Below are 23,936 nucleotides of genomic sequence, written 5' to 3'. Positions count from 1 at the left end.
AATTTTCAATCTCTTGTTGCGATATAAACTCCAATAGAAGTAATTAGAAATCCAATTAAATCTAAGCTAGTTAAACTTTCATTTAAAAAAAGCCAGGCCATAAAAGCAGATGTTGCTGGGATTAAAAAAAATATAGAAACAGTTTTGCTTGCTGAGTTATTTTTAATTAAAAACATTAATATTGTAAATGCTCCAAACGATACCAAAAATATTTGATGGCTCATTGCAATAATAAATGTTTGTGAAAAATCAATATACGGATCAACAAATAATATAATTGCTGATAAATGAAATATACATCCACCAATAGCTTGATTCATATTACTTACAGGTAGAGGCAAGTTGTTACTTAATTTTTTTTGCCATAAAGTTGAAAATGTAATTGCTAATAAAGCTATTATAGTTGCTATCAATCCTGCTGCTGGTATTTTTGAACCAACATCAAAACCCAATACAAGTCCTGCACCAGCAAATCCTAACAAAACACCTATCCATTGTTTTGCAGATACTTTATCATTTAAAATTGGACCACTTAATGCATTTGTGAGAATTGGTTGAAGGGTTACAATTAAGGCTGCTATTGCGGTAGGCATACCTATTGAAATTGAGTAAAAGACACCACCAAGATAAAAACCATGAAATAAGACGCCACTAAAAAAAGATTCAAAAAAGTTTCTTTTGCTTACTAGAATTTTTTGTTTTGAATAAATAGAAAATAAAAAAAAACCTAAGGCAACTAAAGCAAATCTAAAAGCTAGAGCTGCAAATGGATCACTGTTATCTATAATAGGTTTAGTGGTTATGAATGCGGAAGACCATAGAATTATAAATATAAAAGGAAAAATTTTAATCATTATATTCAATAAACAAATAAATTAAGTAAAATCAAATAAATCAACACCTATAATGAACAAATTAAATATAGATATGAAATATCAAATCACCTATTGTTCAACTATGAGTTTTAGACTATTAAGAATTTTAACAGTTATACTATCTTTTTTCTTTTTGACGGGTTTTGTGCCTATTCTTTCACTAGTTGGTCCAAGCGTGACAGCAATTACCTCAGGTAATATTTATAAAGCTAGTGCTCAATTTATTATTAATCAACATATAGAAAAAGAAACTGGAAAAAATTCTTTAACTTTAATTAAAGAAACATTGGTTAAGGAAGAAATAGAAAATAAAATTCAAAAAAATTCGTTTGATGAAGACTTAAGACAATTAGTTGAAACAAGAATTAAAATGACTAGACAAAAATTAGATAATCAAAATTTACAAAAATTACTTAAAAAACGAATAGAAGTTACTAGATCGTTACTTTATATAAATAATACTACTCAATAATATTTAGATATATCAAATCTTCTTGATCAGTTTCTTTGCACCACATTTCATAGCTTTCACAAACTCTCCACAAGTGATCAAAAGCTCTCTGTGAAATTTCTAGTGGAAAATGACTCTTAGTATAATAAAGCTTTGGTATCTTCATCAAAAATTTAACCATGGAATCTTTTTGAAGTTCTAAAAGTCTTAAAGTTTCTTCATTAATTTTTTTTTTAGTTATTTGGTCAATAAATTTATTATTCTTAAGTTCTAAAAACCATTTATCATGAAATTCTCCAGAACTTAAAATGTCATAATCCTTAGTAGTAATGAAAATTTCAAAAGCTTGTATATTATTGATTTCAGGATTTTGTTTTTTAATTTCTATTATATTTTCATAAACAAATTCAGCAGCTCTTAACACATATGGCTTTTCAGTCTTATTAGACATAAGTTAATTTTTATGCTTGACCATAGCTGAATGAGCCAAAATTAAGTTAGGGTCTAAGAAAACTTTTGAGGATTTAACATTTTTAAATGATTTAAATGCAAAAATCGCAATAGGGAGCTCTGTACAACCTAAAATGATTTTTTTACACTTCATTTTAATTAATGAATCAATTGCAGGTTTAATTGCTTTTGCTGCAGCCTTTACATTACCCATTTTAACTAATTTAATTGCTTTATTAACTGATAATTTTTGTATTTTTTGAGATGGCTCTATTAATTGATAATCTTTTTCAAAAAATTTTTTATAAACTCCAGTTTTAAGAGTACCTTCAGTTGCTAAGAGACCAACTTTGGAGTTTTTCTTACATTTTTTTTTAGTAAATCTGAAAACTTCTTTTGGCATATTAATTATTGGAATATTGATTTTATTTTGTAAATCATCGAACCAATAATGTGCCGTATTGCAAGGTATAACTATAAATTTACATTTATTCTTTTCTAAAAGCTTACAACCTTTGAGCAAGCTCTTTAAAACTTTATTATATTTTACTCTACTTGTTTTATTTGTAGATTTGTTTGAAAGATTTTTAGTTTGAGAGCCTATAGATTCAGGTCTTCCGGGAATATTTGATTTATTATAAAGTAAAAATAATGGATACTCTTGATCAATTTTACCTCTATTTAGAACCGCAAGCTTGTTACAAAAATCAAGACCTGCTTGAGTTCCCATTCCACCTAAAATTCCAATCATAATTTTGATTAATTTATTAATTTTATAATTTAAATCTATAATTAATAAATGTGTTTAAAGATTGTTTTTAAATAAGGTATTGGCTGAATTATAAATTAATTAAAGTTAAATAAATTTTTCAGCCAATAGGAAGTTGTGAAATTATGCAGTTTTTAAGTTAACTGCTGAAGGACCTTTAGGACCATCTTCAACATCGAAAGTCAAAGCTTGACCCTCATCTAAACCGTTCATACCAGCATCTCTTACTGCTGAAACATGTACAAACACATCTTTTTCTTTATCTTCTCTTTCAATAAAACCAAAACCTTTGGTTGGATTGAACCACTTTACTTTACCTTGTAGACTCATATTTTTCTTCTTACTTTTTGTTATGTTTAATTATTACTTATAATTAAGTAATATTGGATTTCTTTAGATTTTATTGGGTTTTGTCAACAAAATAGATCAACAATTAAAAAATAATTTTTATCTATCATCAATAAGCTTTGTTAAATAAACAGAATTGATGTCTTCTTTATAGTGTGCAAAAGGTTCGCATACTGTAAAACCAGTTTTTTTGAAAAGTTTTCTTGCCGGTATAAAAAAATCACCTGCTCCTGTTTCAATACTTAATCTTTTTATTTTAAGTTTTTTAGCTTCAGAAATTAAATGATTAATTACATTAATTCCTTGCCCTTGTTTTCTAAAATTGTCGTGAATTCTTATCGACTTAAATTCCCCATGTTCTTTATCTAAAAATTTTAAAGCACCGCAACCAATCAGTTTTTCATTATCCCACAAACTCCAAAATTTAATTGATGGTACTTTTAAACCTGGAATATCTAGGACGTGAGCACTTCCCTCTGGAGAAGCAGCTCTAAGCTCCACAAAATGTTTGGTTAGAAGCTCATTAACTTCTAGATTATCAAAATTGCCTTCTATCGATTTTAACATTTATACTAAAGTTGTGATATGACCCATTTTTCTTTTTTCTTTTATATCTTTTTTTAAATAATCAAAGAAAAATTCATTTTCATTAAACTTTTGTATATTTCTATAATGAGTAATTTGATCGCCAAGCAAATTCATCATTTTAGCATTAGATATTTTTTTTATAGGAATTTGTTCTAAACCACATACAGCTCTTACATGATTTTCAAATTGGCTCACATTAAAAGCATTTATTGTTAAATGTCCTGAGTTATGTACTCTAGGTGCAATCTCATTAACATAAAGATTATCATTTCTATCAATAAAAAATTCTACACATAAAGTTCCTATATATTTAAGCTCTTCAGCAATTAGCATTGCCCAATCTTTAGATTGATTAAAAATCTTTTCATTAATATCAGCAGGTATTTTTGAATATTTTAAAATTTGATCTTCGTGTGAGTTTTCTATTGGTTCATAAATTTCATATTTATTATTACTAAATCTTGTAATTATAATTGAAATCTCTTTTTTTAATTTTACAAGTTTTTCAAGAATATATCCTTTTGAAAAATCAATGTTCAATGAATTAAGATCTTCACTCGATTTAATTGGATATTGACCTTTGCCATCATAACCAAGTGTTGTTGTTTTTAATATTCCTGGTAAAAAATCTTCTAAAGCATCTATGTCAGACTTTTTTTCAATTGAAACATATCTGGTTGTTCTAATATTTAATTTATTAACAAAATCTTTTTCAGCCAATCGATGTTGAATTAATCTGTTAACCGAAGGCTTTGGCAAAACAGGTTTAAATTTGTTTATTTCATTTAATGTTTCATAAGGAATATTTTCAAATTCATAAGTGACCAAATCAACCTGATTTATAAATTCTGATATTTTTTCTTTATTATCATAACCTCCTGTAACAAATTGATTACAAAAATTTTGTGCTGGCGCATCTATGTCATCACAAAAAACAACAGTTTTAACATTTAATTTTTTAGCCGCTATTGCAAGCATACTTCCAAGTTGACCACCCCCAATGATACCAAGAGTAATTTCTGACATTTTATTTTGGAGATTTCTTTACAGATTTAGTTTGTGATGTTCTAAAATTTTTAAGTTTTTTTCGAACATTTGAATTATTATTAGCAATTATTGCTGCAGCTAATAAAGCAGCATTAATGGCGCCATCTTCTCCTATAGCAAGCGTTCCTACAGGAATTCCTTTAGGCATTTGTGCAATTGATAACAAACTATCCAAACCTTTAAGTTTTTTACTTTCAACAGGAACACCAAGTACCGGCACATGTGTAAGCGCTGATATCATGCCTGGAAGATGAGCAGATCCTCCAGCACCTGCAATAATTACTCCTATATTATTTTGCTCAACTTTTGCAGCATATTCATACATTCTTTGTGGTGTTCTGTGAGCAGATATAATTTTTGTTTCAAATGAAACTCCAATTTTTTTTAAGGTTTTTTCGGCTAGTTTCATTACTTTATAGTCAGATTGACTTCCCATTATGATTGAAACTTTTAATTTACTATTTTTTTTCATGAAAATTGATCAATCTGTTTATTTCAAAATTAACTTAAAATTTCAATAAAATTAATAGTATTTAAAATACATATTGATTAGAGTTAAGCATACTATGAATTATAAAATTGATAATCTTCAATATTGTAATTGGTCTAGGAAAATCTTTGAGATCAATAGATCTGCTGGATTAGATGCTGTCCATGTTACCATTGTCTACCATGAAGATTTTGATGAATTACAACTTGAAATTAAAAAATGGGAAAAATTGTTTCATGAAAACTCAGATTTAATTTTTCCTGGTAAGAACTTTCACGATATTGATAAAGCTAATAAAGAAAACAAAACTGCAATATTTTTTGGTTTTCAAAACTGTTCACCAATTGAAGATGACATAAATCTTGTTGAAAAGGTTTATGAATTAGGATGTAGATTTATGCAACTTACTTATAATAACCAATCTTTGCTAGCAACTGGTTGTTATGAAAAAGTAGATAGCGGAGTTACAAATTTTGGACGTGAGGTTATAAGAGAAATGAATAGAGTTGGTCTTGTGGTTGACATGTCACATTCTGCAGAAAAAAGCACTCTTGATGCAATTGAATTCAGTGAAAAACCAATAGCAATTACTCATGCTAATCCCTCTTTTTGGCATCCAGCAAAAAGAAATAAATCTTCAGATTTATTAAAAATTTTGAGTGATAGTGGTGGTATGTTGGGTTTATCACTATACCCTCATCACTTAAAAGATAACACAAATTGTACTCTAGATAGTTTTTGTGAAATGGTGGCAAAAACTGCTGAAATAATGGATGTAAAAAAAATAGGAATAGGATCAGATCTTTGTTTAGATCATCCAGATACTGTTGTTGAATGGATGAGAAATGGTTCTTGGTCTAAAAGTAAAAATTATGGTGAAGGTTCGAAAAATAAACCAGGTTTTCCAAAACAACCTGACTGGTTTCTTGATGCAAGAGGGTTCTCAAATATTGAAAAAGGTCTAAAAAAAGCAGGTTTTTCAGATACAGAGACACATGGAATACTTGGAAATAACTGGTACAATTTTTATAAATCGATTTAATTATGAAAGTTGAATTAAGAGACCCAAACAAGATAATGAAATTATCAAGGCTTGGATCTTTTCATCAATCAAAATTATCTTTTTTAAGAAGTTTTCTTAATGAATTTAAAGAGTGGGAATATAAAAGAGATTTATTTAATTTAAATGAAAATGGTTTTGGAGAAGCTGTTTATTCATTTAAAAAAAATAAAAGAGTTTATTCTTTAGTTTGTTTTGCAAATGAAATCAAAGACGAAGAAAGATCAGATAGAGTTATTGCAACAAAATGGGATGCAGCTTTTACATTACATGATGGAGTTCCTACAAAAAAAGACATAGAAAGATTAAAAAATGAAGTTCCAAAACAAGAAGTTGGTAGACTTTCTTATAAAGAATTAACTTTATCGAGAGCAAACAAATCAGTAAGAATTTATAATCACGTAGTTGAAAGTTTAAGCAAAGGTCAGCAGCCAGATTTAAACTTATTATCAAAAGTAGGCTATTTATATAGGACTACGGCAGTATATGGCTCTGGTAAGTTTGGTCTTGCAGATCGATTTAGAATTAAAAATCGTGAAGAAATTAATGGTCCATTCAGATTAGAAATGATGTTGGTTTATTTGGTAAGACAATTTACTTTTGATCAAGTTAATCACGTTGCTTATCATAAAAATCCAAAAATAGCTGTTAAGTTAGATGATAATATTTGTAAAAACTTGGGAATTGGCAATTCTACTGGCCTAGGTATGGCTCCATTTATAGTCAATCACCCAACTCTTTTAAATAATTGGATTTTAAGTAGAGAAAAAGCACTTAAGAAAATTAGAGAAATCAAAGATGTAGAAAGTCAAGATAGTGATTTATTTATAGATTGTGTAAAAAAATCATTAAGAAATATTACAAGCTGGAATACAGATAGCGAATATCAACAAAAAAAAATTTCTTCATTATTAAAGGATGTTGAAAAATTCTTAAATTTTATAGATAAAGATTTTAATTTTGAGAGCGAATATCCTTTTAACAAAATATATCAATGGTTGGAGGATAATACTTGCGAGGAATGTATCGAATACATAGTTTCAATAATGATGGAACCCTACAACAATATTGTAAATCCTTTGGTTAAAGAAATGAGCTCAGATGAAGAAAAATATTTTAATATTCCAACTTATAGAAAAGTTGAAGAATTACGAAATATCATTGAAGCAAAGTATCCAAACATTTTAGATATTAATTTTGAAAAAAAAGAAAATAATAAAAACTTTTGGTTTATTTCAAAAAATAAAGAGGAACCTAGATTAGCTGATCGTTTTGAGGAGCATGGATCAGAATTAGAACAGCCTTTAGCAATAGCAAGAGATATAAAAAAACTTTATGACAAATTATTAGTCTCAAAAAATAGTTTAACTATTGCTGAATTTTTAACATCAAATTCTGAATTAAGACATGTCGTGAGGAGAGCATTCATTGTAGAAAAATTTCCTTATTCAGAAATACAAGATAATACAATTGGTAAAGATTTAATGCCTATTGATATGCTAAGATTAAAATTATCTTTTTTTGGTGCATTAAAATTTGATCCACGATCTGACAAATGGTTAAGAATTTGTATGTTCCAAGGTGCTCCACTTCCAAATGAGCTAAAAAGTTATGATGAGCAGTGGGTATATAAAACTAATATTTAATAATGAAATCACTGAGTGAAATTGAAACTACTGTTAAAAGAGCTTCAAAGGCAGCGGGATATTCTTGGGGAGTTTCTGAGGAAACAGGAAAAAGTATAAGGTTGTTAGAGCTATTTAGTTTACCAGGTATTAAGCACCTTAATGAATATTTTAATCAAAAAAATAAAAGTAAATTTGAAAATTTAAATTTAATTAGTGAAAATAATTCTTCATCAAACAATCCATACTGTCCAATTACTTTAGGTGTTAGTTTTTTAGATCAAATAAATGTTTTAGAAAATTTAAAAAAAATTGAGTTTAAAAATGTTGCTTATCCAATAATTTTTATTTCCTTCATAAGTCGTTCATCAGAAATTATTGGAAAAAAAATTAATGTAAAAATAGATGAAAAAAAAATTTTACTAAATCTAAATGTAAATATTTTTTCAAATTTTATTGATCAAGAATTTCCAAAGATAGCGAATACAATTGAGGTCAATCTACTTGAAAATGAAGATAACTTTACAGACGAAGAATGGAATAATTTATACAAGTTATCCGAAGAAACTTTTGTTGAAGAGAGTGACAGCTTAAAAGAGGGTGCAGCAGGCGCTGGTTTGACAGATAATGATTGATAAAATAGATGAAAAAAATCTAAAGGTAGATACTGAAGAATTAAACAATATTTGTGATGAATGCAAAGAGGAAGACGAAAGTGTCACTCAAAATTTAATTCTTACTGGGTTTAAATTATGTAAATCTTGTAGAGTGTCTAAGACTATTTTTCCACTTTAACTGATTTGACTTACTGGAAGCATATTCATTCTACTCATTACAAATGAGATAGATAAAAAAGCAATAATTAAAAAGGATAAAAGTACAATCCCAAAAGATTTAAAATTAGATTTTAAATTCAATATTTGTTTAGTTGAAATTATTAAACCTGCAAAAATCCAAAACTGGGTAAGAAAAATTATTGGTATCATTAAATCTGGTGTGACTGCAAAAAATCTTAATAAACCAGGGGCATGTGCAAATCCAACAGCTGTTAAAACTTTTTTGAATGAAACTTTGGTTTGCTTATCAGGAAATAATTTAACTCCAATTACAAAAATAAAAATCGCCCATATTAGCCAAGTAACTATTGCAGTTAGACCGGACATTGCAATAGCTGTTTTAATAATGGTATTAGCTGCTACTGCGCCAGCGATACCATCTAAGATCATTATAATCCCAGCAAAGTATATTGATGCTTCTCCAAAATTTTTATTATCCGAATAAAGAGTTTTGTCTAATTTTATTGACTTAAAAATTATATTTAAAAATTCAGCAAACATTAATTTTTTTTATTTTTATTTTTTTGAGCCCTATAAGAAACAATTAATGGAAATATTATTAAAGCAATAGCAATGATAATGCAAACTGCTATTAGAAAACTTTTGGTCATTAGAATTGAAAAGGGGAGCTGAAATTAGCTCCCCTATAGTAAATTTTAGCCTTTTACAACTTCTCTTGTATTTGCGTTGAAAGACTCTTTGAATGGAATATCCACCACTACAGCATCTACAGGTGTTCCTGGAGTTTCTGAATATTGTTCTGGTAGATGAACTTTATATTTAGTTCCTACTTTTCCTTTTGGAAAACCATTTGCATTCAACGTTCCATCGAAAGGAACATATCCCATTGCAATATTTGTTTTCTTTTCAGGGTGCCACCATGGTGATGTTAAAAATCCTACTGGATCTCCACCACTTTCAGGAGAAACTAACCAAAAGTCAGGTGCATAATTATCAATAGGTTTACCACCTAATTCCATACCAACCAGTTGAAGTTTGTAAGGTTTTTTCCCCGCTTTTAATTCCTCTTTCATCTTTTCTAGTGCAGCCTTACCGACATAATCAGCAGTTTTGTTCCACTCTCCTTTTCCAGACAAAGAAACTTGATAACCTAAATTACATTGGAACGGATTGTGTTGTTGATCCATATCTTGTCCCCATGAAAGAATGCCCGCTTGAATTCTTCTGTGGTGAGCAGGAGCAATAACCATTAAGCTGTGTTTTTTTCCAGCCGCAAGCACAGCATTCCACATATCTTCAGCGTACAAAGTAGAATTTCTTAGATAAATTTCATAACCAGCCTCTCCTGAGAAACCAGATTGTGAAATTACAACATCTCTTCCTCCAACCTTAGCTTCTGCTAAGCCGTAGAAAGGCATATTATCAAAATCAACTTGATCGCCACATAGATCTTTCATCAATGCTTTTGATTTAGGTCCTTGTATTTGAACTGGACTGACATCAATTTCTTCAATAGTACAATTAAACCTTCCATCAGCATTAACACCTTGTAAATACATTCCAATATCAGAGTCTGATAATGAAAACCAAAACTCATCTTCTGAAATTCTTAGAAGAATTGGATCATTTAAAACTCCGCCATAAGCGTTACACAAAATCACGTATCTTGCTCTCATTGGAGAAATTTTTGTTGCATCTCTAGTGATTACATAGTCCGTAAATTTCTCTGCATCTGGACCCTTTACTCTTATTTGTCTTTCAACAGCAACGTTCCACATTGTAACGTGGTTTACGATCGCATCGTATTCAACCATAGCTCCACCATCTTCAGGTTTTACATAACCTCTTGGGTGATAAATACGATTGTATACAGTTGCTCTCCAACAACCTGCCTGCATTGATAAATGCCAATAAGGTGACTTTCTTACCCTTGTTGAAATTAACATTTCAACTTTTGTTGGCCCACTTTGTCTTAAATTGTATGGTACTTCTCTATCTGATTGATCAACAGAAGTAACATGTTTTAATTTAGTATAGTCAAATTCATTAGACATAACTATTCTCCCTCAACCACTTGTTAGTTTCCTTCAAGCCGCCGAATGTATAAATGTGGAAGTTATCAGTATGCGATTTAACTTTCCCAATTAAATCATTAGGGTCTTTAGGTTTCAATAAATCCAATGCCTTACTAAAATTAGATTTAAGAAAGTTTAAGGAATTTTTTGCCCCTACAATATTAGCAAATTTAATTAAGCTAGATATTTTTAATGGCCCAGTAATTCCCACATGCACTGGTACGCTTTGCTTAGAAATAAAATCTATAATAGGCTGAGGATCTAGCAACCACTGTGTTACAATATAATCAGCGTAAGGCTTTTTATCTATCATAGCTTTTTCTAAATCTGAATCGGATATATCAGGACTCCCCTCAGGATGTCCAGCAATTCCTATTTTCATTTTTTCAAAATAACCTGTCTCCAAAAGTTGAAATGAACTATCAAATTTACCTACTGGTTCTCTCCCGCCTCCAATAATTAAGGCCTGCTTTACGCCTCCATCTTTGCATCTAGAAACATAATCTTTAAGTTCTTTTTCATCATGCATTGATCTAGCAGGAAAATGAGGTACGGGATTAAATCCTTTTTTTACAAGTTCAACTGCTTTATCAGCAGTTTCTCTATAATCACCCCCAGGTAGCATTGTTATATAAATGTCAGACAACGCTGGAACTGTATCAACCTCTGTTTTAGGACCTATTTCCAATGAAAAATTCATAGGGAAGATCTTTATTTATTTTGAAATATGAGTCTAGAAAATTCGATTGAGACTAATTTACTTTTTTAACTGACCTCTGTGCTTTTGAATTCTTTGTCCGTACTGTTGAGTTACTCTATCAAAGATAATTGCCAGAGCCACGATTGCTAAACCATTCATCATTCCAAGTGCTAAATACTGGTTGGAAATAGCCTGTAAAATAGGGACTCCCAAGCCCTTTACACCTATCATTGAAGCAATCACTACCATTGCTAAAGCCATCATAATCGTTTGGTTTATCCCAGCAAAAATGGTTGGTAAAGAAAGTGGGATTTGAACTGATCTTAATTTTTGCATTGGGGTTGCCCCAAAAGCTTCGCTGGCCTCTAAAGTCTCTTTATCAACTTCTCTGATCCCTAGATTTGTTAATCTTACAATAGGGGGTAGGGCATAAATACATACAGCAAGTAAACCAGGCACTTTACCAATACCAAGAAGCATAATTATAGGTATAAGATACACAAAACTTGGAATGGTTTGCATCATATCTAAAACAGGTAAAATTGCTTTTTCTGCTCTAGCGGATTTTGACATTACAATTCCAATCGGTATTCCAACAACAATACAAACTAATGTAGAAACAGATATTATTGCAACGGTCGCCATACAATTTTTCCACATTCCAAAATAGCCAATTACCAAGAAACAAACCACTGTACCAATTACAAGCTTAATACTTCTTGATCCAATCCAAGCTAATAAAGCAAATACACCAATTACTAAAGGCCATGGACTGTTTACTAATAATTTTTCTAACCAAATTAAAAAATGTAATAGTGGATCAAAAAAACCCTCAATCCCATCTCCATAAGCTCTTGAAAATTCTTTGAAACTAGAGTCAATTCCTTTTTTAAGCTCTCTAAGAGCTGTTCTATCCATTACAGGAATTTTATTAAAGAAGTCCATAATTTTTATTAAATCAAACCCGCCGAAGCGGGTTTGATAATATTTTTAATTAAAGTGCTTTTTTGATTTTTTTTGCAGCATCACTTGAAACCCATTTACTCCAAACGCTCTCTTGAGTTTTAAGGAATTCAATTGCAGCATCAGCACCTTCTGCTTGGTTTTCACCCATCCAAACTAACATACCGTTCATAACTGGACCTGGGTATGTTCTCTTCTTAAAGTATTCCATACCAGCGCTTCCAGCTGTATTTTTGAAATTGTCAGTTACGATTGTGTAAACTTCAGATTTTGTCCATGAAGTTGCTTTAGGGTCTCCACATTCTTGTTCTGGTAAAACTATACATTTATCCCAGTTATCTTTTCCACCCCAAGCTCCCATATCTACAGCTCTCATATCATATTTACCAATGATAGCTGTTGGTGACCAATAGTAACCAAACCAGTTTTCACCTCGCTCAGCTGCTTTGGCAATAGAACCATCTAATCCTGCAGCAGAACCTGTTTCAACAATAGCCCAACCTTTTGCTTCCATATCAAAAGCTTTGTAAAGATTTCTATTACTTAGCTCACAGTTCCAACCTGGAGGACAAATATGAAAACCACCTTTTGATGGATCTTCTGGATGAGGAAACAGATCTGGTCTTGCTAAAATTGCTTCAGCAGTTGTTAGCTCTGGATGTTTTTTAAGTGTGTGAGGTAATACCCACCATCCTTCACCCAAACCAGTAATTGGCGCTTTATTAAGTGAGTGCATTTTTCCTTCATCAACAGCTTTATTCAAAGCGATGATAGCAGCGTTAGCCCAAAATTCTGGAGCAACATCTGGCTCACCTTTTTCTTGCATAGATGTAAACGTAGGCATTGTAGCACCAGGTACTAATTCTACTGAACATCCATAACCTTCTTCTAATATGATCTTATCAACTTCAGCCATAAAGTTTGCTGAAGCCCAGTTCATATTAGCGATCGTTATATTTCCACAAGCTGCATTTGCAACACTTCCAAAAGAAGTAAGACCAAACACAACAGCTAGTGAAAGAAGTATTCTTTTAATCTTCATTATATCTCCCAACATTTGATTCATTTAAAAGTTAAATTGAACATATTGAGGCTTATAATGCAAATTTAATTCAACTATTGGTTGAAGTAAAATTGTCTTTAACTGACCTAAATTTTTGTTTAGGGTTTAAGAATGACTTTTTCTGCAAATTTTTTTTTCAAAGAATTTGTTTATATTTTAAATTGCAAAACTGTTTTTCAACAAATCATAATTAGAGAAAGATAATTTTAAGCCTCGATTAATTTTTTAATTAATTAAAAAAAGGAGGTTTATGAATTTAAATAAAAAATTATCAGATATCTTAGATCCAAATAAAATTGAAGTTGTTAAAAATCCTATAGAGAAAGCTCATGGATTACCTAATGAATGTTATTTGAATAATGATTATTTAGAGTTTGAGAAAGAAAAAATATTTAAAAATAATTGGACGATGATTGGGGTTGCAAGTTCTGTACCAAATCCAGGCGATGCAAAACCTTTTAATCTTTTAGGAATACCAATACTAATAGTTAGAAACAAAGAGAACGAAGTAAAAGTTTTTCATAACGTTTGTAGTCATAGAGGTTTCAAACTAGTTGATCAGGAATGTAAATTAAAAAATGTAATTAGATGCCCTTATCATTCCTGGTCCTATGATTTTAATGGAAAATTAACTGTTACTCCACATATAGGAGGACTAGGAAAACATGAGGTTAAAGGGTTTGATAAAAATAATAGTAACTTAAAAGAAATTAATTCAAATATTTGGATGGATTTAATTTTTATTAATATTAATTCTAACGCAAAGCCATTTGAAGATTTTATTAAACCTCTAGAGGATAGATGGTCTAAGTTTATTTCTAAAAAAGATCAAAAATTAATTAGACACTCAACTGATAAAGGATATTTTAATATGACAGTAAATAGTAATTGGAAATTTGCAATTGAGAATTATTGTGAAAGTTATCATTTGCCGTGGATACATCCAGAACTAAATAAAGTTTCAAATATTTCAGATCACTATCATATTGAAGATGAGAATTTAAATTTTTCAGGACAAGGAAGTAATAAATATTCACAACAGTTTGATGGAAACATTAAATTTAAATGCTTTCCTAACTGGCCTACTGAACTTTCTGAAAAATCTGAATATGTATCATTATATCCAAACGTAATGTTAGGAATACATATTGATCATTTCTATGCATTTTGGTTAGAGCCAATTTCTAACAATCAAACTAAAGAACATTTTGAATTATATTATGTTGGAGACGAAAGTGCCTCTAGTGATGAGTTTAAAGACATAAGAGAAAAAAATTTTGCATTTTGGCAAGAAGTTATGAATGAAGATGTAACTGCAATAGAAGGAATGCAAAACGGGCGAAATTCCCCAGCTTACAATGGTGGGAATTTTTCACCTGTAATGGATACTCCTACTTTGATGTTTCATAAGTGGGTTGCAACCAACTTAACAAAATGAGAGGGTAAATTATGAAAAAAGATCTAATTACAAGATTAAATGAAGGTCCAATAATGTGTGCAGAAGGCTATCTTTTTGCAATGGAAAGAAGAGGTTATCTTTCAGCAGGACCATTTGTTCCAGAAGTTGTTTTAGAACATCCAGAGGTAGTAACGCAATTACATAGAGAATTTATCAGAGCAGGCTCAGATGTTGTTCAAGCATTTACTTATTATGGTCATAGAGAAAAACTTAGAATAATTGGCAAAGAACATCTTCTAGAACCAATGCAAAAAGGTGCTCTTAAAATTGCAAAAGATGCTGCGGCTGAATTTAAAGATTTAGATTTGATGGTTTGTGGAGATGTGGCAAATACAAACGTATTTGATCCAGGTGATTCAAATACTCATAAGCAGTGTCAACAAATGTACGAAGAGCAAGTTGCTTGGGCAAAAGAGGCTGGAGTTGACTTTGTTATTGCTGAAACAATAAGCTGGACTGATGAAATGAAAATTGCACTAAAAGCAATTAAGGATGCTGGACTTATTGCGGTATGCAATTTTGCAATTCCTAGAGGGGATAAAACTAGAGAAGGACACAGTGCTGAAGACGCATGTAAGATGATGGAAGATCTAGGTGCTGATGTAGTTGGATTAAATTGTTACAGAGGACCAGAGATGACAATGAAACTTTTAAAAAAAGTTAGAGACAAAGTTTCATGTCATGTATCAGGACTTCCAGTTCCTTACAGAACTACAGAGGTAGAACCTGGTTTTTTAAATATTACTGATCATGGTTGTGATTGTATTCCTGGTGGAAATGCATTCCCCGTAGCTTTAGATAATTTATTTTGTAACAGATTTGAAATGGCAGAATTTGCAAAAGATTGTGTTCAGAATAAAATAAATTTTATTGGTATATGTTGTGGTGCTGAAGCTCATCATGTCAGAGAAATGTCTGTTGCAATTGGTAAAAAACCAATTTCAATGAAATATATGCCAGATATGAGCAAACATTTTCACCACGGCACTGATAAATCTTTGAAAAAAGTAAACAAGGAAATTAAATATTAATGGAAAAGCATGCCAAAGTAGTAATCATAGGTGGAGGTGTAGTTGGGTGCTCTATACTTTATCATCTATCTAAATTTGGATTAAAGGATTGTATTTTACTTGAAAGAAATGAACTAACATCAGGTTCTTCGTGGCATGCTGCAGGTAATGTTCATGTAATTTCATCTGACCCTAATATCTCTCGGATGATGGCTTACACAATAGGTTTATATAAAGAGATTGAAAAAGAGTCTGGTCATTCAACTGGATTTAAACCTAGCGGAGGTTTTTATTTAGCATCAAATGAAGTGTGGGCTGATTATTTAAAGAGAGAAAGATCAAAAGCAAGATACATGGGGCTGGATCAAGAATTTATTTCTTTAGAAGAAGTAAAAAAGAAACACCCATTAATTGATCCGTCTAGATACTTGCTTGCATTGTGGGATCCGATTGATGGTGAAGTTGATCCATCAGGAGTTACCTATGCTTTTGCAAAAGCCGCAAAAGTTCATGGTGGAAAATATTACACTCACACGGTTGTTAAAGACACGAAACAAAAAGAAGATGGAACCTGGGATGTCTTTACTGAAAAAGGAAATATCAATGCTGAAATAGTAATTAATGCGGGTGGTTTGTGGGCAAGAGAAGTTGGACAATTAGCTGGACTTAATCTTCCTGTTCAACCAATGGAGCATCATTATTTAATCACTGAACCTATTCCAGAAATTGAAGCAATGGGTGATCAAAGATTACCTATAGGTACAGATTTTGAGGGAAATATTTACTTTAGACAAGAAGGCAAAGGAATGTTGCTTGGAACTTATGAGCCAAAATCAACCCCTTGGAAAGTAGAAGGTACACCAATGAATTTTGGTCATGAACTACTTGAACCAAAATTAGATAATATCGAAGATAGATTGGCAATTGGATTTGAGAGAATGCCAGCATTAGAGCGAGCAGGAATAAAAAATATAGTAAATGGTCCTTTTACCTTTGGTCCAGATGGAAGTCCTCTTATTGGTCCAGTACCAGGAATGAAAAATTATTGGGTTGCAGTTGGTGTGATGGCTGGTTTTTGTCAAGGAGGAGGTGTTGGAAAATGTATAGCTGAATGGATTATTGATGGTGAACCTTCCATTGATGTTTGGGCAATGGATGTTGCAAGATTTGGAGATTATGCATCCCCTCAATATGGAACAATAAAATCTTCAGAAAACTATGAACGAAGATTTATAATGACATTTCCTAATGAAACTTTACCAAAAGGAAGAAAACAAAAAACTACTGCGCTGTATGATCGTTTTGTAAATCAAGGTGCTGTTATGGGAGATAGCTTTGGATTGGAAAATGTTTTGTGGTTTGCAAATAATAAAGAAGATGCTCATGAGGAACCAACAATAAAAAGATCAAGATCTCATGATTATGTATCAAAAGAAGTTATTAATGTAAGAGAAAATGTTGGTTTAATCGAAGTTGCCAACTTTTCAAAACATGAATTCAAAGGTCCTGATGCTAGAAAATTTTTAGATCACATAATGGCTGGAAGACTTCCAAAACCAGGAAGAATATCTTTATCACCAATGTTGTCATATAGAGGAAAGTTGTGTGGTGATTTAACTGTGGCATGTTTAGATGAAAATGAATTCATGGTATTTGGTTCTGGAGCTGCTCAAGAAATGCATAGACGTTGGTTTGAAAGTCATTTAGGAAAATTTAATTTAAGTTACTCCAACAGATCTGACGAGTATCATGGATTGTCTATTGCAGGACCTAACTCAAGGAAAGTTTTAGAAAAAATTGTAAGAGATGATGTTTCAAATGAAAAATTTAAATTTAGAGACTCTAGAAGAATGTTTGTTGGGGGAGTTCCAGCAATAATAAATAGAATTTCATTTACTGGTGAACTTGGATATGAAATTTATGTAGCACCCCATTATCAATTAAAACTTTATGAAGAATTAATAGAAGCTGGTAAAGAATTTAATATTAAACCTTTTGGTGGAAGAGCATTAATGTCAATGAGATTGGAGAAAAATTGGGGAGCTTGGACTTTAGATTATAGACCAGATTTTACAGCAAAGGAGACAGGTTTAGATGCTTTTATTAATTGGGATAAAGAATTTATTGGTAAAGAAAGTGCACAAAAGGAAAATTCTTCAAACAAACTTATACCTTTAATTGTTGAAACCAATGATATTGATGTAACAAATAATGAAGCTGTTATGAATGGAGATCAAAGCATTGGCTATGTAACTTCAGGTGGTTTTGCGCATTTTGTAAATAAAAGTGTAGCGTTCACTTTTGTTGATCAAAAAAACATTAAATCTGAAAATAAAATTCAAGTAGAGATAAATGGAGATCTATTTAATTGTTCAATTATTAAAGAACCACTTTATGATCCAAGTGGTCAAAAAATGAGAAGCTAATGGCTCAAAAAGATGTAGGAAACAAAATTCCAATTTATAAGCTTAAAACTACTGATGAAGTTATGAAGTACTACGATGAGTGGGGAGACAAAGATAAATACAATAAAGACATGGTTGATTGGAACTATACAGGACCTAAAGAAACCGTAGCAACTTTCAATAAACACGAAAATAATAAAGATACACTAATCTTTGATGCAGGCTGTGGAACAGGTTTAGTTGGAGTTGAGTTAAAAAAATATGGGTTCAAAAATTTTCATGGAGCTGATTTATCTCAAACTTTATTAGATACAGTTCCAAAAGATCTTTATCAAAAATTAGTAAAAGTAGATTTAAACCAACCAATTGAATCTGAAGACGATTTTTATGGTGGATTGATGTGTGTAGGTACGTTTACATTTGGTCATGTAAAACCAAATGCATTAGACGAATTTATAAGGATAACAAAACCAGGTGGTTTAATTTGCTTCACGATTAATGAGGGAATTCATGAAGAGTATGGTTTTGATAAAAAAATTGATATACTCAAAGATAGCAAGAGGTGGGAAGAATTAGAATTTTTTAAATCCGACTATATTGCAAGCAAAGATGTTAACGCATGGTTAGGTTTATATAGGGTATTATGAGGTTTAGAAGAAAAATAGCTCCTGAGATAAAACCAAGACAAAATTTTATAACAAAAAAAAGATTAAGAGAAGACGAGATTGATTTTGATAAGTTAAGATCATATCGTTTAGATAGGGTTAGAAAAGAATTAGTAAAAAATAATTTAGAAGCTTGTATTCTATTTGATCCAGTGAATGTTCGTTATGCTTTAGATACTGTGAACATGAGTGTCTATAATATGCATAATTTGACAAGATATTGTTTTGTTCCGGTTAATGGGCCAACTATTCTTTATGAGTATTTTAATTGTGAAATATTATCAAAGCATTTAAATCTAATTGACGAAATAAGACCTGCAATCACATGGGATTATTTTAGTAATGGAGACCAAGCAAATCTACAATTATCAAAATGGATAAGTGAAGTTAAAGATTTATCAAAGAATTATTTTAAATCAAAAAAAATTGCAATTGATGTTTTAAATGGTCCTGCGGTAGCAGCTTTAAATAAAGAAGGTATTGAAGTTGTAGATGCAAAATTGATTTTAGAACAAGCAAGAGTAATAAAATCCCCTGATGAATTAATTTGCATGAAAGCAGCAATAGAAGTTGCAGAAAAAGGTGTATCTAAGATGAGATCAGATCTTAAACCAGGAATGACTGAAGATGAATTGTGGTCAATTTTACACAAAACAAATATCGAAAATGGAGGTGAATGGATTGAATGTAGAATTTTATCTTCTGGTGAAAGAACAAATCCATGGATGCAAGAAAGTAGTAACAAAGTTATTCAACAGGGAGAAATAGTTGCTTTTGATACTGATATGGTTGGTCCTTATGGATATTGCGCAGATATTTCCAGAGCTTTTGTTGTAGGAAATAAATTTAATGATGAACAAAAAAAATTATATTCAATGGCTATGGAGCAAATAAATTTTAATTCCAGATTAATAAAAGACGGAATGACTTTTCAGGAATTTACAGAAAAATCTTGGGTATTACCCGAGGAATATTATCCAAACCGTTATTCAGTAATGGTTCATGGAATTGGTTTATGTGATGAGTGGCCTGCAATTAGATATCCTACAGATGGAGGTGAGCGTGGCGGAATTTTTCAAAAAAATATGACTATAACTGTTGAAAGCTATATCGGTAAAGTTGGCGGCAAAGAGGGTGTAAAACTTGAGCAACAGTATTTAATTGGTGAAAATGGACTTGAATTAATGTCCCATCATCCGTTAGAAGATATTTAATGAAAATTATTTTAGTAATGGGATTACCTGGAGCAGGTAAAACAACTCTAGCAAATGAAATGGCACCACTATTAAATGCAAAAAGATTAAATGCAGACGAAGTAAGAAAAGCTGCAAACGATTGGGATTTTTCTGAAGAGGGAAGAGTAAGACAGGCAAAAAGAATGGCTGAGGCAGCTTTAAAATTAAAAGCAGAGGGACATTATGTAATAGCAGATTTTATTGCACCAACCCCTGAAGCAAGAAGCTTGTTTCCAGCAGATTTTAGAGTGTGGGTCGATACAATTAAAAAAGGAAGATTTGAAGACACTAACCAAATGTTTGTTAATCCTCAGAATTTTGATTTTCACGTAACAACTCAGGATGCAAAAAATTGGGCACCAAAAATAATAGAGGAGATAAAAAAATGACACACCAATGGGATAACAAAAAACCAACAGCACAAATGCTAGGAAGATGGCAACCTTTCCACGATGGACATTATACTTTGTTTAAAGAAATTATTAAAAAAACAGGACAGGTTTGTATTCAAATTAGAGATGTGCAAGGTGTAGATGATAATCCTTTTGATTTTGAAACAGTAAAAAAAAACATTGAAGACAGATTAAATCCTGAATTTGAAGGACAATTTAAAATAATGTTAGTACCTAATATTACAAATATTTGTTATGGTAGGGGAGTTGGATATAAGATTGAGGAAATAGTTTTGGATGAAGAAACTCAAAAAATATCAGCTACTAAGATAAGAGCAAAAATGAGAGAAGAAGGAAAGTTAAAATAAAATTAAATGAACGATAGACTTAAGACTATTGTAGATTTAGAAAAATATCCAATACACGATTTAAATTCACCAATAATTAAAAATCTAGTTAAAAAATGTAAAGAAGAACTGGATCAACATAGCTGTTCAACAATACCAAATTTTATTTTACCTAAATCACTTAAGATAATGAATTCTGAGTTAGAAAAACAATTAGACGAAGTTTATATGTCCAAAGAAAGTATAAATGCTTATTTGTATGCAAAGGATGATCCTTCATTGCCAATAGATCATCCTAAAAGAACTTTTATGAATAGATATAATGGATATTTAAATTCAGACTGTTTTCCAAAAGATTCTGAGATGAAATATCTATACGAAACTGAAGAACTTTTAAAATTTGTATCTGCTTGTTTAGGTGTTTCTCCTATTTACAGATGGGCAGATCCTTTAGCGTGTCATGCTTATAATGTTATGAAACCAGATGGAGTACTCCCATGGCATTTTGATAGTTGTGAATTTACACTTAGTTTAATGATCCAAAAACCTGAGAAGGGTGGTGTATTTGAGTACTGTCCAAATATAAGAGAACCAGGAAATGAAAATTTTGAAGAAGTTCAAAAAGTTATAGCTGGAGACAGATCAAGAGTAAGACAATTAAAATTAGAGCCAGGAGATTTACAAATATTTAAAGGTAGATTTACATTGCATAGGGTTACAAAAGTTGAAGGCCAAAAATCAAGATATATGTGTATTCCAGCTTATGTTTTAGATCCATGGAGAGTAAACACCCCAGAACATTCCAAAGCAATTTATGGCAAAGTTTTACCAATTCATATAGAAAGAAATCAGGCCAGATCCGATGGATTAACTGATTAAATGACTAGTAACATTAAAATTAAAAAAATTAACAACGAAGTTTCTTCAATTATCATTGATGAACCAAAAACTTATAATTCTTTATCATTCAATAATCTTTCAGATTTATTAAAGGCATTAAAAAAATTAGATACTGATAAAAAAGTTAAAGTAATAATATTAGAGGGCGCTGGTAAAGGATTTAGTGCAGGACACAATTTAAAAGAAGTTAGAGGTTTAAAAAAGAGAGATAAATATTTAAAATTATTTAATCTTTGTTCAAAAGTAATGCTTCAGATTGTTGAAGGTAGGAAACCTGTAATTGCTAAAGTTCATGGAGCTGCATTTGCAGCCGGATGTCAATTAGTTGCAAGTTGTGATTTAGCTTATAGTACTAAGGACGCGTTGTTTGCTACTCCTGGTGTAAATATTGGTTTATTTTGTAGTACACCTATGGTTGCTGTCAGTAGAAAAATAAACCGAAAACCAATGATGAAAATGTTATTAACTGGAGATCCTATTAATGCAAATTATGCAAAAGAAATAGGGTTGATAAATGATAATTTTTCAAAAGCTAAACTTAATAATGAAGTGTTAAAAGTAGCAAACAAAATTGCTTCAAAATCTAACTTAACGATAAAAATTGGAAAACAAGCTTTTTATAAACAGTTAGAAATGCCATTAAGTAAAGCTTACGCTTATACAAGTAAAATGATGACCCTTAATATGATGGCAATGGATGCAAGAGAAGGAATTTCTGCTTTCCTCGAAAAAAGGAAACCAAAATGGAAGAATAAATAATGGTCAAGAATGTTTTAATAGTTGTTTTTATTATTGTTGGCATGTTTGTAATTTATAATTTTAAAGATCATAATCAAAAAAGAGCAATAGATGCATGTATTGCTGGTAGTCAAAAATTAGAAAAACCAATGACAGTTACTGAAGCTAAAATATTTTGTGAAGAACAAATTAAAAATAATAAATGAGCGATATTAAAGAAATTCTTTCTAAATATAAATCAATTGCAATGGTTGGGGTTAGTAACGATACTACAAAAGCATCAACTATAGTTATGAAATATATGCAAAAATATGGATTTAAAGTTTATCCTGTTAACCCTAGAGCTGCGGGACAAAAAATTTTAGGAGAAGAAGTTTTTGCTACAATATCTGATATTAAAGATCAGGTTGATATTGTAGATGTTTTTAGACCATCAAAAGAAGTTTATGCTATTGCTGAAGATGCAATTAAGATAGGGGCTAAAGTTTTATGGTTACAGCTTGGTATTAGAGATGAGAAAGCTAAAGATTTAATGGAAAAAAATAATATAGAATATGTCGACAATAAATGTACCAAAATGGAATATCAAAAATATTTTTTGAAAATCAGACCTGCTTTTCCAGTACTAAGTAATTAAATGAATATAGTAAACTTCACACCTTATTCTGCTTTGACCGGAGGAATAATTATAGGTTTTGCAGTAGCAATTTTCTTTTATTTTAATGGAAGATTGGTTGGCATAAGTGGGATTGCAAGCAATGCTCTTACAGAAGAAAGAAATAAGTTAGATAATATATTATTTTTGATTGGCTTAATCATAGGACCTATTATTTATACTTTATTTAACCAAGAGCAGATAAGTATTTCTATTTCAAACTCTTACTTATTACTTATCTTTGCGGGACTTTTAGTTGGAATTGGAACAAGAGTAAGTGGCGGATGCACAAGTGGTCATGGAATAAGTGGGATAGGAAGATTTTCTGTCAGATCAATTATTGCAACAATTACATTTATGATTGTTGGAATAATAACTGTTTATTTAAAAAATATTTTATGAATAGATTAATTTCTCTAATTTCTGGAATTATATTTGGTATCGGTCTTGTGATATCACAAATGATTAATCCTGAAAAAGTGTTAGGATTTTTAGACATATTTGGAAATTGGGATCCATCTTTAGCTTTTGTTATGATAGGAGCATTAATAATATCATCACCTATGTTTCATTTAATAAAGAAAAGAGAAAAACCAGTATTAGTGAATGAATTTAATTATTCAGAAAATAAAAATATTAACAAACAACTTATTTTTGGATCTATATTATTTGGAGCTGGATGGGGATTAGCTGGCTTATGTCCAGGCCCAGCAATTTCTTCATTAGCCTTATTAAATATTTATTCAATTTTATTTGTAGTATCGATGTTTGTAGGATTTTATTTAGTTAAGTTGTTAAATCTTAATTCAATTAGATAAATTTCAATAAA

30 protein-coding genes are annotated in these 23,936 nt (G+C 30.7%); 18 read left to right on the top strand and 12 right to left on the bottom strand.

The window, feature by feature from the left end; genetic code table 11:
- Positions 1-5: 5 nt before the first annotated feature.
- A complete protein-coding gene (locus tag DT059_RS00745) occupies positions 6-854 on the bottom strand; it encodes a DMT family transporter (RefSeq protein ID WP_145595922.1) in 849 nt (282 codons plus the stop codon).
- 52 nt (positions 855-906) lie between these two features.
- Here DT059_RS00745 and DT059_RS00740 point away from each other — a divergent pair, with 52 nt between their 5' ends.
- Positions 907-1,347, top strand: coding sequence for a hypothetical protein (locus DT059_RS00740; protein ID WP_145595920.1), 441 nt, complete (start codon positions 907-909; stop codon positions 1,345-1,347).
- Here the strand turns inward: DT059_RS00740 and DT059_RS00735 are convergent.
- The 6 genes from DT059_RS00735 to purE form a co-directional block, all read right to left on the bottom strand.
- Positions 1,337-1,777, bottom strand: coding sequence for a hypothetical protein (locus DT059_RS00735; RefSeq protein ID WP_145595918.1), 441 nt, complete (start codon positions 1,775-1,777; stop codon positions 1,337-1,339). The genes DT059_RS00740 and DT059_RS00735 overlap by 11 nt on opposite strands.
- Before the next feature lie 3 nt (positions 1,778-1,780).
- Positions 1,781-2,527 carry an aspartate/glutamate racemase family protein gene (locus DT059_RS00730; RefSeq protein WP_145595916.1) on the bottom strand — a complete coding sequence of 249 codons (747 nt, stop codon included), beginning with the start codon at positions 2,525-2,527 and terminating at the stop codon, positions 1,781-1,783.
- Positions 2,528-2,668: 141 nt separating this feature from the next.
- On the bottom strand, positions 2,669-2,875 hold the full coding sequence (locus DT059_RS00725; RefSeq protein ID WP_008545539.1) for a cold-shock protein: 207 nt from the start codon (positions 2,873-2,875) through the stop codon (positions 2,669-2,671).
- Between the two features lie 117 nt (positions 2,876-2,992).
- Positions 2,993-3,460 carry a GNAT family N-acetyltransferase gene (locus tag DT059_RS00720; RefSeq protein WP_145595915.1) on the bottom strand — a complete coding sequence of 156 codons (468 nt, stop codon included), beginning with the start codon at positions 3,458-3,460 and terminating at the stop codon, positions 2,993-2,995.
- Positions 3,461-4,507 carry a 5-(carboxyamino)imidazole ribonucleotide synthase gene (locus tag DT059_RS00715; RefSeq protein ID WP_145595913.1) on the bottom strand — a complete coding sequence of 349 codons (1,047 nt, stop codon included), beginning with the start codon at positions 4,505-4,507 and terminating at the stop codon, positions 3,461-3,463. It abuts the gene before it with no gap.
- A gap of 1 nt (position 4,508) precedes the next feature.
- Positions 4,509-5,000: a 5-(carboxyamino)imidazole ribonucleotide mutase gene (gene purE / locus DT059_RS00710; RefSeq protein ID WP_145595912.1), complete on the bottom strand. Its 492-nt coding sequence runs from the start codon at positions 4,998-5,000 to the stop codon at positions 4,509-4,511.
- Positions 5,001-5,094: 94 nt separating this feature from the next.
- Here purE and DT059_RS00705 point away from each other — a divergent pair, with 94 nt between their 5' ends.
- From DT059_RS00705 to DT059_RS07265, 4 genes are read left to right on the top strand one after another with little or no spacing between them, the layout of a single operon-like run.
- Positions 5,095-6,060, top strand: coding sequence for a membrane dipeptidase (locus DT059_RS00705; RefSeq protein ID WP_145595911.1), 966 nt, complete (start codon positions 5,095-5,097; stop codon positions 6,058-6,060).
- A 2-nt stretch (positions 6,061-6,062) separates the two neighbouring features.
- On the top strand, positions 6,063-7,724 hold the full coding sequence (locus tag DT059_RS00700; RefSeq protein ID WP_145595909.1) for a hypothetical protein: 1,662 nt from the start codon (positions 6,063-6,065) through the stop codon (positions 7,722-7,724).
- 2 nt (positions 7,725-7,726) lie between these two features.
- The gene (locus tag DT059_RS00695) at positions 7,727-8,338 is read left to right on the top strand and encodes a DUF3726 domain-containing protein (RefSeq protein ID WP_145595908.1); all 612 of its coding nucleotides are present in this window, start codon (positions 7,727-7,729) and stop codon (positions 8,336-8,338) included.
- Positions 8,331-8,498 (top strand): hypothetical protein, encoded by a 168-nt coding sequence (locus DT059_RS07265; RefSeq protein WP_168189248.1) that lies wholly within the window; start codon positions 8,331-8,333, stop codon positions 8,496-8,498. The genes DT059_RS00695 and DT059_RS07265 overlap by 8 nt, the downstream gene beginning before the upstream one ends.
- Here the strand turns inward: DT059_RS07265 and DT059_RS00690 are convergent.
- The 5 genes from DT059_RS00690 to DT059_RS00670 all read right to left on the bottom strand — a co-directional run bounded on the left by DT059_RS00690 (position 8,495) and on the right by DT059_RS00670 (position 13,280).
- Entirely contained in the window at positions 8,495-9,040 is a 546-nt protein-coding gene (locus tag DT059_RS00690) for a hypothetical protein (protein WP_075536389.1), read from the bottom strand. The genes DT059_RS07265 and DT059_RS00690 overlap by 4 nt on opposite strands.
- A 155-nt stretch (positions 9,041-9,195) precedes the next feature.
- Complete coding sequence (locus DT059_RS00685; protein WP_145595906.1) at positions 9,196-10,554, bottom strand: aminomethyl transferase family protein; 1,359 nt, start codon at positions 10,552-10,554, stop codon at positions 9,196-9,198.
- Positions 10,547-11,275: a methylenetetrahydrofolate reductase gene (locus DT059_RS00680; protein WP_145595904.1), complete on the bottom strand. Its 729-nt coding sequence runs from the start codon at positions 11,273-11,275 to the stop codon at positions 10,547-10,549. The genes DT059_RS00685 and DT059_RS00680 overlap by 8 nt, the downstream gene beginning before the upstream one ends.
- Before the next feature lie 57 nt (positions 11,276-11,332).
- Entirely contained in the window at positions 11,333-12,220 is an 888-nt protein-coding gene (locus tag DT059_RS00675) for an ABC transporter permease (RefSeq protein WP_145595903.1), read from the bottom strand.
- A gap of 49 nt (positions 12,221-12,269) precedes the next feature.
- Positions 12,270-13,280: a glycine betaine ABC transporter substrate-binding protein gene (locus tag DT059_RS00670; protein WP_075536413.1), complete on the bottom strand. Its 1,011-nt coding sequence runs from the start codon at positions 13,278-13,280 to the stop codon at positions 12,270-12,272.
- A 271-nt stretch (positions 13,281-13,551) separates the two neighbouring features.
- On the opposite strand from DT059_RS00670, the gene DT059_RS00665 reads away from it, so the two are divergent.
- Genes DT059_RS00665 through DT059_RS00605 form a run of 13 tightly spaced genes read left to right on the top strand, consistent with a single transcriptional unit; the run spans position 13,552 to position 23,925 of the window.
- Positions 13,552-14,739 (top strand): aromatic ring-hydroxylating oxygenase subunit alpha, encoded by a 1,188-nt coding sequence (locus DT059_RS00665; RefSeq protein ID WP_145595901.1) that lies wholly within the window; start codon positions 13,552-13,554, stop codon positions 14,737-14,739.
- An 11-nt stretch (positions 14,740-14,750) separates the two neighbouring features.
- Entirely contained in the window at positions 14,751-15,791 is a 1,041-nt protein-coding gene (locus DT059_RS00660) for a homocysteine S-methyltransferase family protein (protein ID WP_145595899.1), read from the top strand.
- Positions 15,791-18,196: a GcvT family protein gene (locus tag DT059_RS00655; protein WP_145595898.1), complete on the top strand. Its 2,406-nt coding sequence runs from the start codon at positions 15,791-15,793 to the stop codon at positions 18,194-18,196. Before DT059_RS00660 ends, DT059_RS00655 begins: the two co-directional genes overlap by 1 nt.
- On the top strand, positions 18,196-18,822 hold the full coding sequence (locus DT059_RS00650; protein ID WP_145595896.1) for a class I SAM-dependent DNA methyltransferase: 627 nt from the start codon (positions 18,196-18,198) through the stop codon (positions 18,820-18,822). Before DT059_RS00655 ends, DT059_RS00650 begins: the two co-directional genes overlap by 1 nt.
- The gene (locus DT059_RS00645; RefSeq protein WP_145595895.1) at positions 18,819-20,054 is read left to right on the top strand and encodes a M24 family metallopeptidase; all 1,236 of its coding nucleotides are present in this window, start codon (positions 18,819-18,821) and stop codon (positions 20,052-20,054) included. The genes DT059_RS00650 and DT059_RS00645 overlap by 4 nt, the downstream gene beginning before the upstream one ends.
- Positions 20,054-20,464 carry an adenylyl-sulfate kinase gene (locus DT059_RS00640; RefSeq protein ID WP_145595893.1) on the top strand — a complete coding sequence of 137 codons (411 nt, stop codon included), beginning with the start codon at positions 20,054-20,056 and terminating at the stop codon, positions 20,462-20,464. The genes DT059_RS00645 and DT059_RS00640 overlap by 1 nt, the downstream gene beginning before the upstream one ends.
- Positions 20,461-20,835, top strand: coding sequence for a cytidyltransferase (locus tag DT059_RS00635; protein ID WP_072090468.1), 375 nt, complete (start codon positions 20,461-20,463; stop codon positions 20,833-20,835). Before DT059_RS00640 ends, DT059_RS00635 begins: the two co-directional genes overlap by 4 nt.
- 6 nt (positions 20,836-20,841) lie before the next feature.
- Positions 20,842-21,693: a HalD/BesD family halogenase gene (locus DT059_RS00630; RefSeq protein WP_145595892.1), complete on the top strand. Its 852-nt coding sequence runs from the start codon at positions 20,842-20,844 to the stop codon at positions 21,691-21,693.
- On the top strand, positions 21,694-22,473 hold the full coding sequence (locus DT059_RS00625) for an enoyl-CoA hydratase (protein WP_145595891.1): 780 nt from the start codon (positions 21,694-21,696) through the stop codon (positions 22,471-22,473). It begins immediately after the preceding gene.
- Complete coding sequence (locus tag DT059_RS00620) at positions 22,473-22,658, top strand: hypothetical protein (RefSeq protein WP_145595889.1); 186 nt, start codon at positions 22,473-22,475, stop codon at positions 22,656-22,658. The genes DT059_RS00625 and DT059_RS00620 overlap by 1 nt, the downstream gene beginning before the upstream one ends.
- Positions 22,655-23,089, top strand: coding sequence for a CoA-binding protein (locus DT059_RS00615; protein WP_075504703.1), 435 nt, complete (start codon positions 22,655-22,657; stop codon positions 23,087-23,089). The genes DT059_RS00620 and DT059_RS00615 overlap by 4 nt, the downstream gene beginning before the upstream one ends.
- Positions 23,090-23,509 carry a YeeE/YedE family protein gene (locus DT059_RS00610; protein ID WP_145595888.1) on the top strand — a complete coding sequence of 140 codons (420 nt, stop codon included), beginning with the start codon at positions 23,090-23,092 and terminating at the stop codon, positions 23,507-23,509.
- Entirely contained in the window at positions 23,506-23,925 is a 420-nt protein-coding gene (locus DT059_RS00605) for a DUF6691 family protein (RefSeq protein ID WP_145595887.1), read from the top strand. Before DT059_RS00610 ends, DT059_RS00605 begins: the two co-directional genes overlap by 4 nt.
- Positions 23,926-23,936 lie beyond the last annotated feature (11 nt).

Source organism: Candidatus Pelagibacter sp. FZCC0015, from assembly GCF_007833635.1.
In the GTDB taxonomy this organism is placed as follows: Bacteria; Pseudomonadota; Alphaproteobacteria; order Pelagibacterales; family Pelagibacteraceae; genus Pelagibacter.
The sequence above is the reverse complement of the archived record's forward strand: the minus strand, read 5'-3'. Positions and strand labels throughout refer to the sequence as shown.

Coding starts and splice junctions, on each gene's coding strand:
- DT059_RS00745 (WP_145595922.1), bottom strand. CDS start 854: ATGATTAAAATTTTTCCTTTTATATTTATAATTCTATGGTCTTCCGCA.
- DT059_RS00740 (WP_145595920.1), top strand. CDS start 907: ATGAACAAATTAAATATAGATATGAAATATCAAATCACCTATTGTTCA.
- DT059_RS00735 (WP_145595918.1), bottom strand. CDS start 1,777: ATGTCTAATAAGACTGAAAAGCCATATGTGTTAAGAGCTGCTGAATTT.
- DT059_RS00730 (WP_145595916.1), bottom strand. CDS start 2,527: ATGATTGGAATTTTAGGTGGAATGGGAACTCAAGCAGGTCTTGATTTT.
- DT059_RS00725 (WP_008545539.1), bottom strand. CDS start 2,875: ATGAGTCTACAAGGTAAAGTAAAGTGGTTCAATCCAACCAAAGGTTTT.
- DT059_RS00720 (WP_145595915.1), bottom strand. CDS start 3,460: ATGTTAAAATCGATAGAAGGCAATTTTGATAATCTAGAAGTTAATGAG.
- DT059_RS00715 (WP_145595913.1), bottom strand. CDS start 4,507: ATGTCAGAAATTACTCTTGGTATCATTGGGGGTGGTCAACTTGGAAGT.
- purE (WP_145595912.1), bottom strand. CDS start 5,000: ATGAAAAAAAATAGTAAATTAAAAGTTTCAATCATAATGGGAAGTCAA.
- DT059_RS00705 (WP_145595911.1), top strand. CDS start 5,095: ATGAATTATAAAATTGATAATCTTCAATATTGTAATTGGTCTAGGAAA.
- DT059_RS00700 (WP_145595909.1), top strand. CDS start 6,063: ATGAAAGTTGAATTAAGAGACCCAAACAAGATAATGAAATTATCAAGG.
- DT059_RS00695 (WP_145595908.1), top strand. CDS start 7,727: ATGAAATCACTGAGTGAAATTGAAACTACTGTTAAAAGAGCTTCAAAG.
- DT059_RS07265 (WP_168189248.1), top strand. CDS start 8,331: ATGATTGATAAAATAGATGAAAAAAATCTAAAGGTAGATACTGAAGAA.
- DT059_RS00690 (WP_075536389.1), bottom strand. CDS start 9,040: ATGTTTGCTGAATTTTTAAATATAATTTTTAAGTCAATAAAATTAGAC.
- DT059_RS00685 (WP_145595906.1), bottom strand. CDS start 10,554: ATGTCTAATGAATTTGACTATACTAAATTAAAACATGTTACTTCTGTT.
- DT059_RS00680 (WP_145595904.1), bottom strand. CDS start 11,275: ATGAATTTTTCATTGGAAATAGGTCCTAAAACAGAGGTTGATACAGTT.
- DT059_RS00675 (WP_145595903.1), bottom strand. CDS start 12,220: ATGGACTTCTTTAATAAAATTCCTGTAATGGATAGAACAGCTCTTAGA.
- DT059_RS00670 (WP_075536413.1), bottom strand. CDS start 13,280: ATGAAGATTAAAAGAATACTTCTTTCACTAGCTGTTGTGTTTGGTCTT.
- DT059_RS00665 (WP_145595901.1), top strand. CDS start 13,552: ATGAATTTAAATAAAAAATTATCAGATATCTTAGATCCAAATAAAATT.
- DT059_RS00660 (WP_145595899.1), top strand. CDS start 14,751: ATGAAAAAAGATCTAATTACAAGATTAAATGAAGGTCCAATAATGTGT.
- DT059_RS00655 (WP_145595898.1), top strand. CDS start 15,791: ATGGAAAAGCATGCCAAAGTAGTAATCATAGGTGGAGGTGTAGTTGGG.
- DT059_RS00650 (WP_145595896.1), top strand. CDS start 18,196: ATGGCTCAAAAAGATGTAGGAAACAAAATTCCAATTTATAAGCTTAAA.
- DT059_RS00645 (WP_145595895.1), top strand. CDS start 18,819: ATGAGGTTTAGAAGAAAAATAGCTCCTGAGATAAAACCAAGACAAAAT.
- DT059_RS00640 (WP_145595893.1), top strand. CDS start 20,054: ATGAAAATTATTTTAGTAATGGGATTACCTGGAGCAGGTAAAACAACT.
- DT059_RS00635 (WP_072090468.1), top strand. CDS start 20,461: ATGACACACCAATGGGATAACAAAAAACCAACAGCACAAATGCTAGGA.
- DT059_RS00630 (WP_145595892.1), top strand. CDS start 20,842: ATGAACGATAGACTTAAGACTATTGTAGATTTAGAAAAATATCCAATA.
- DT059_RS00625 (WP_145595891.1), top strand. CDS start 21,694: ATGACTAGTAACATTAAAATTAAAAAAATTAACAACGAAGTTTCTTCA.
- DT059_RS00620 (WP_145595889.1), top strand. CDS start 22,473: ATGGTCAAGAATGTTTTAATAGTTGTTTTTATTATTGTTGGCATGTTT.
- DT059_RS00615 (WP_075504703.1), top strand. CDS start 22,655: ATGAGCGATATTAAAGAAATTCTTTCTAAATATAAATCAATTGCAATG.
- DT059_RS00610 (WP_145595888.1), top strand. CDS start 23,090: ATGAATATAGTAAACTTCACACCTTATTCTGCTTTGACCGGAGGAATA.
- DT059_RS00605 (WP_145595887.1), top strand. CDS start 23,506: ATGAATAGATTAATTTCTCTAATTTCTGGAATTATATTTGGTATCGGT.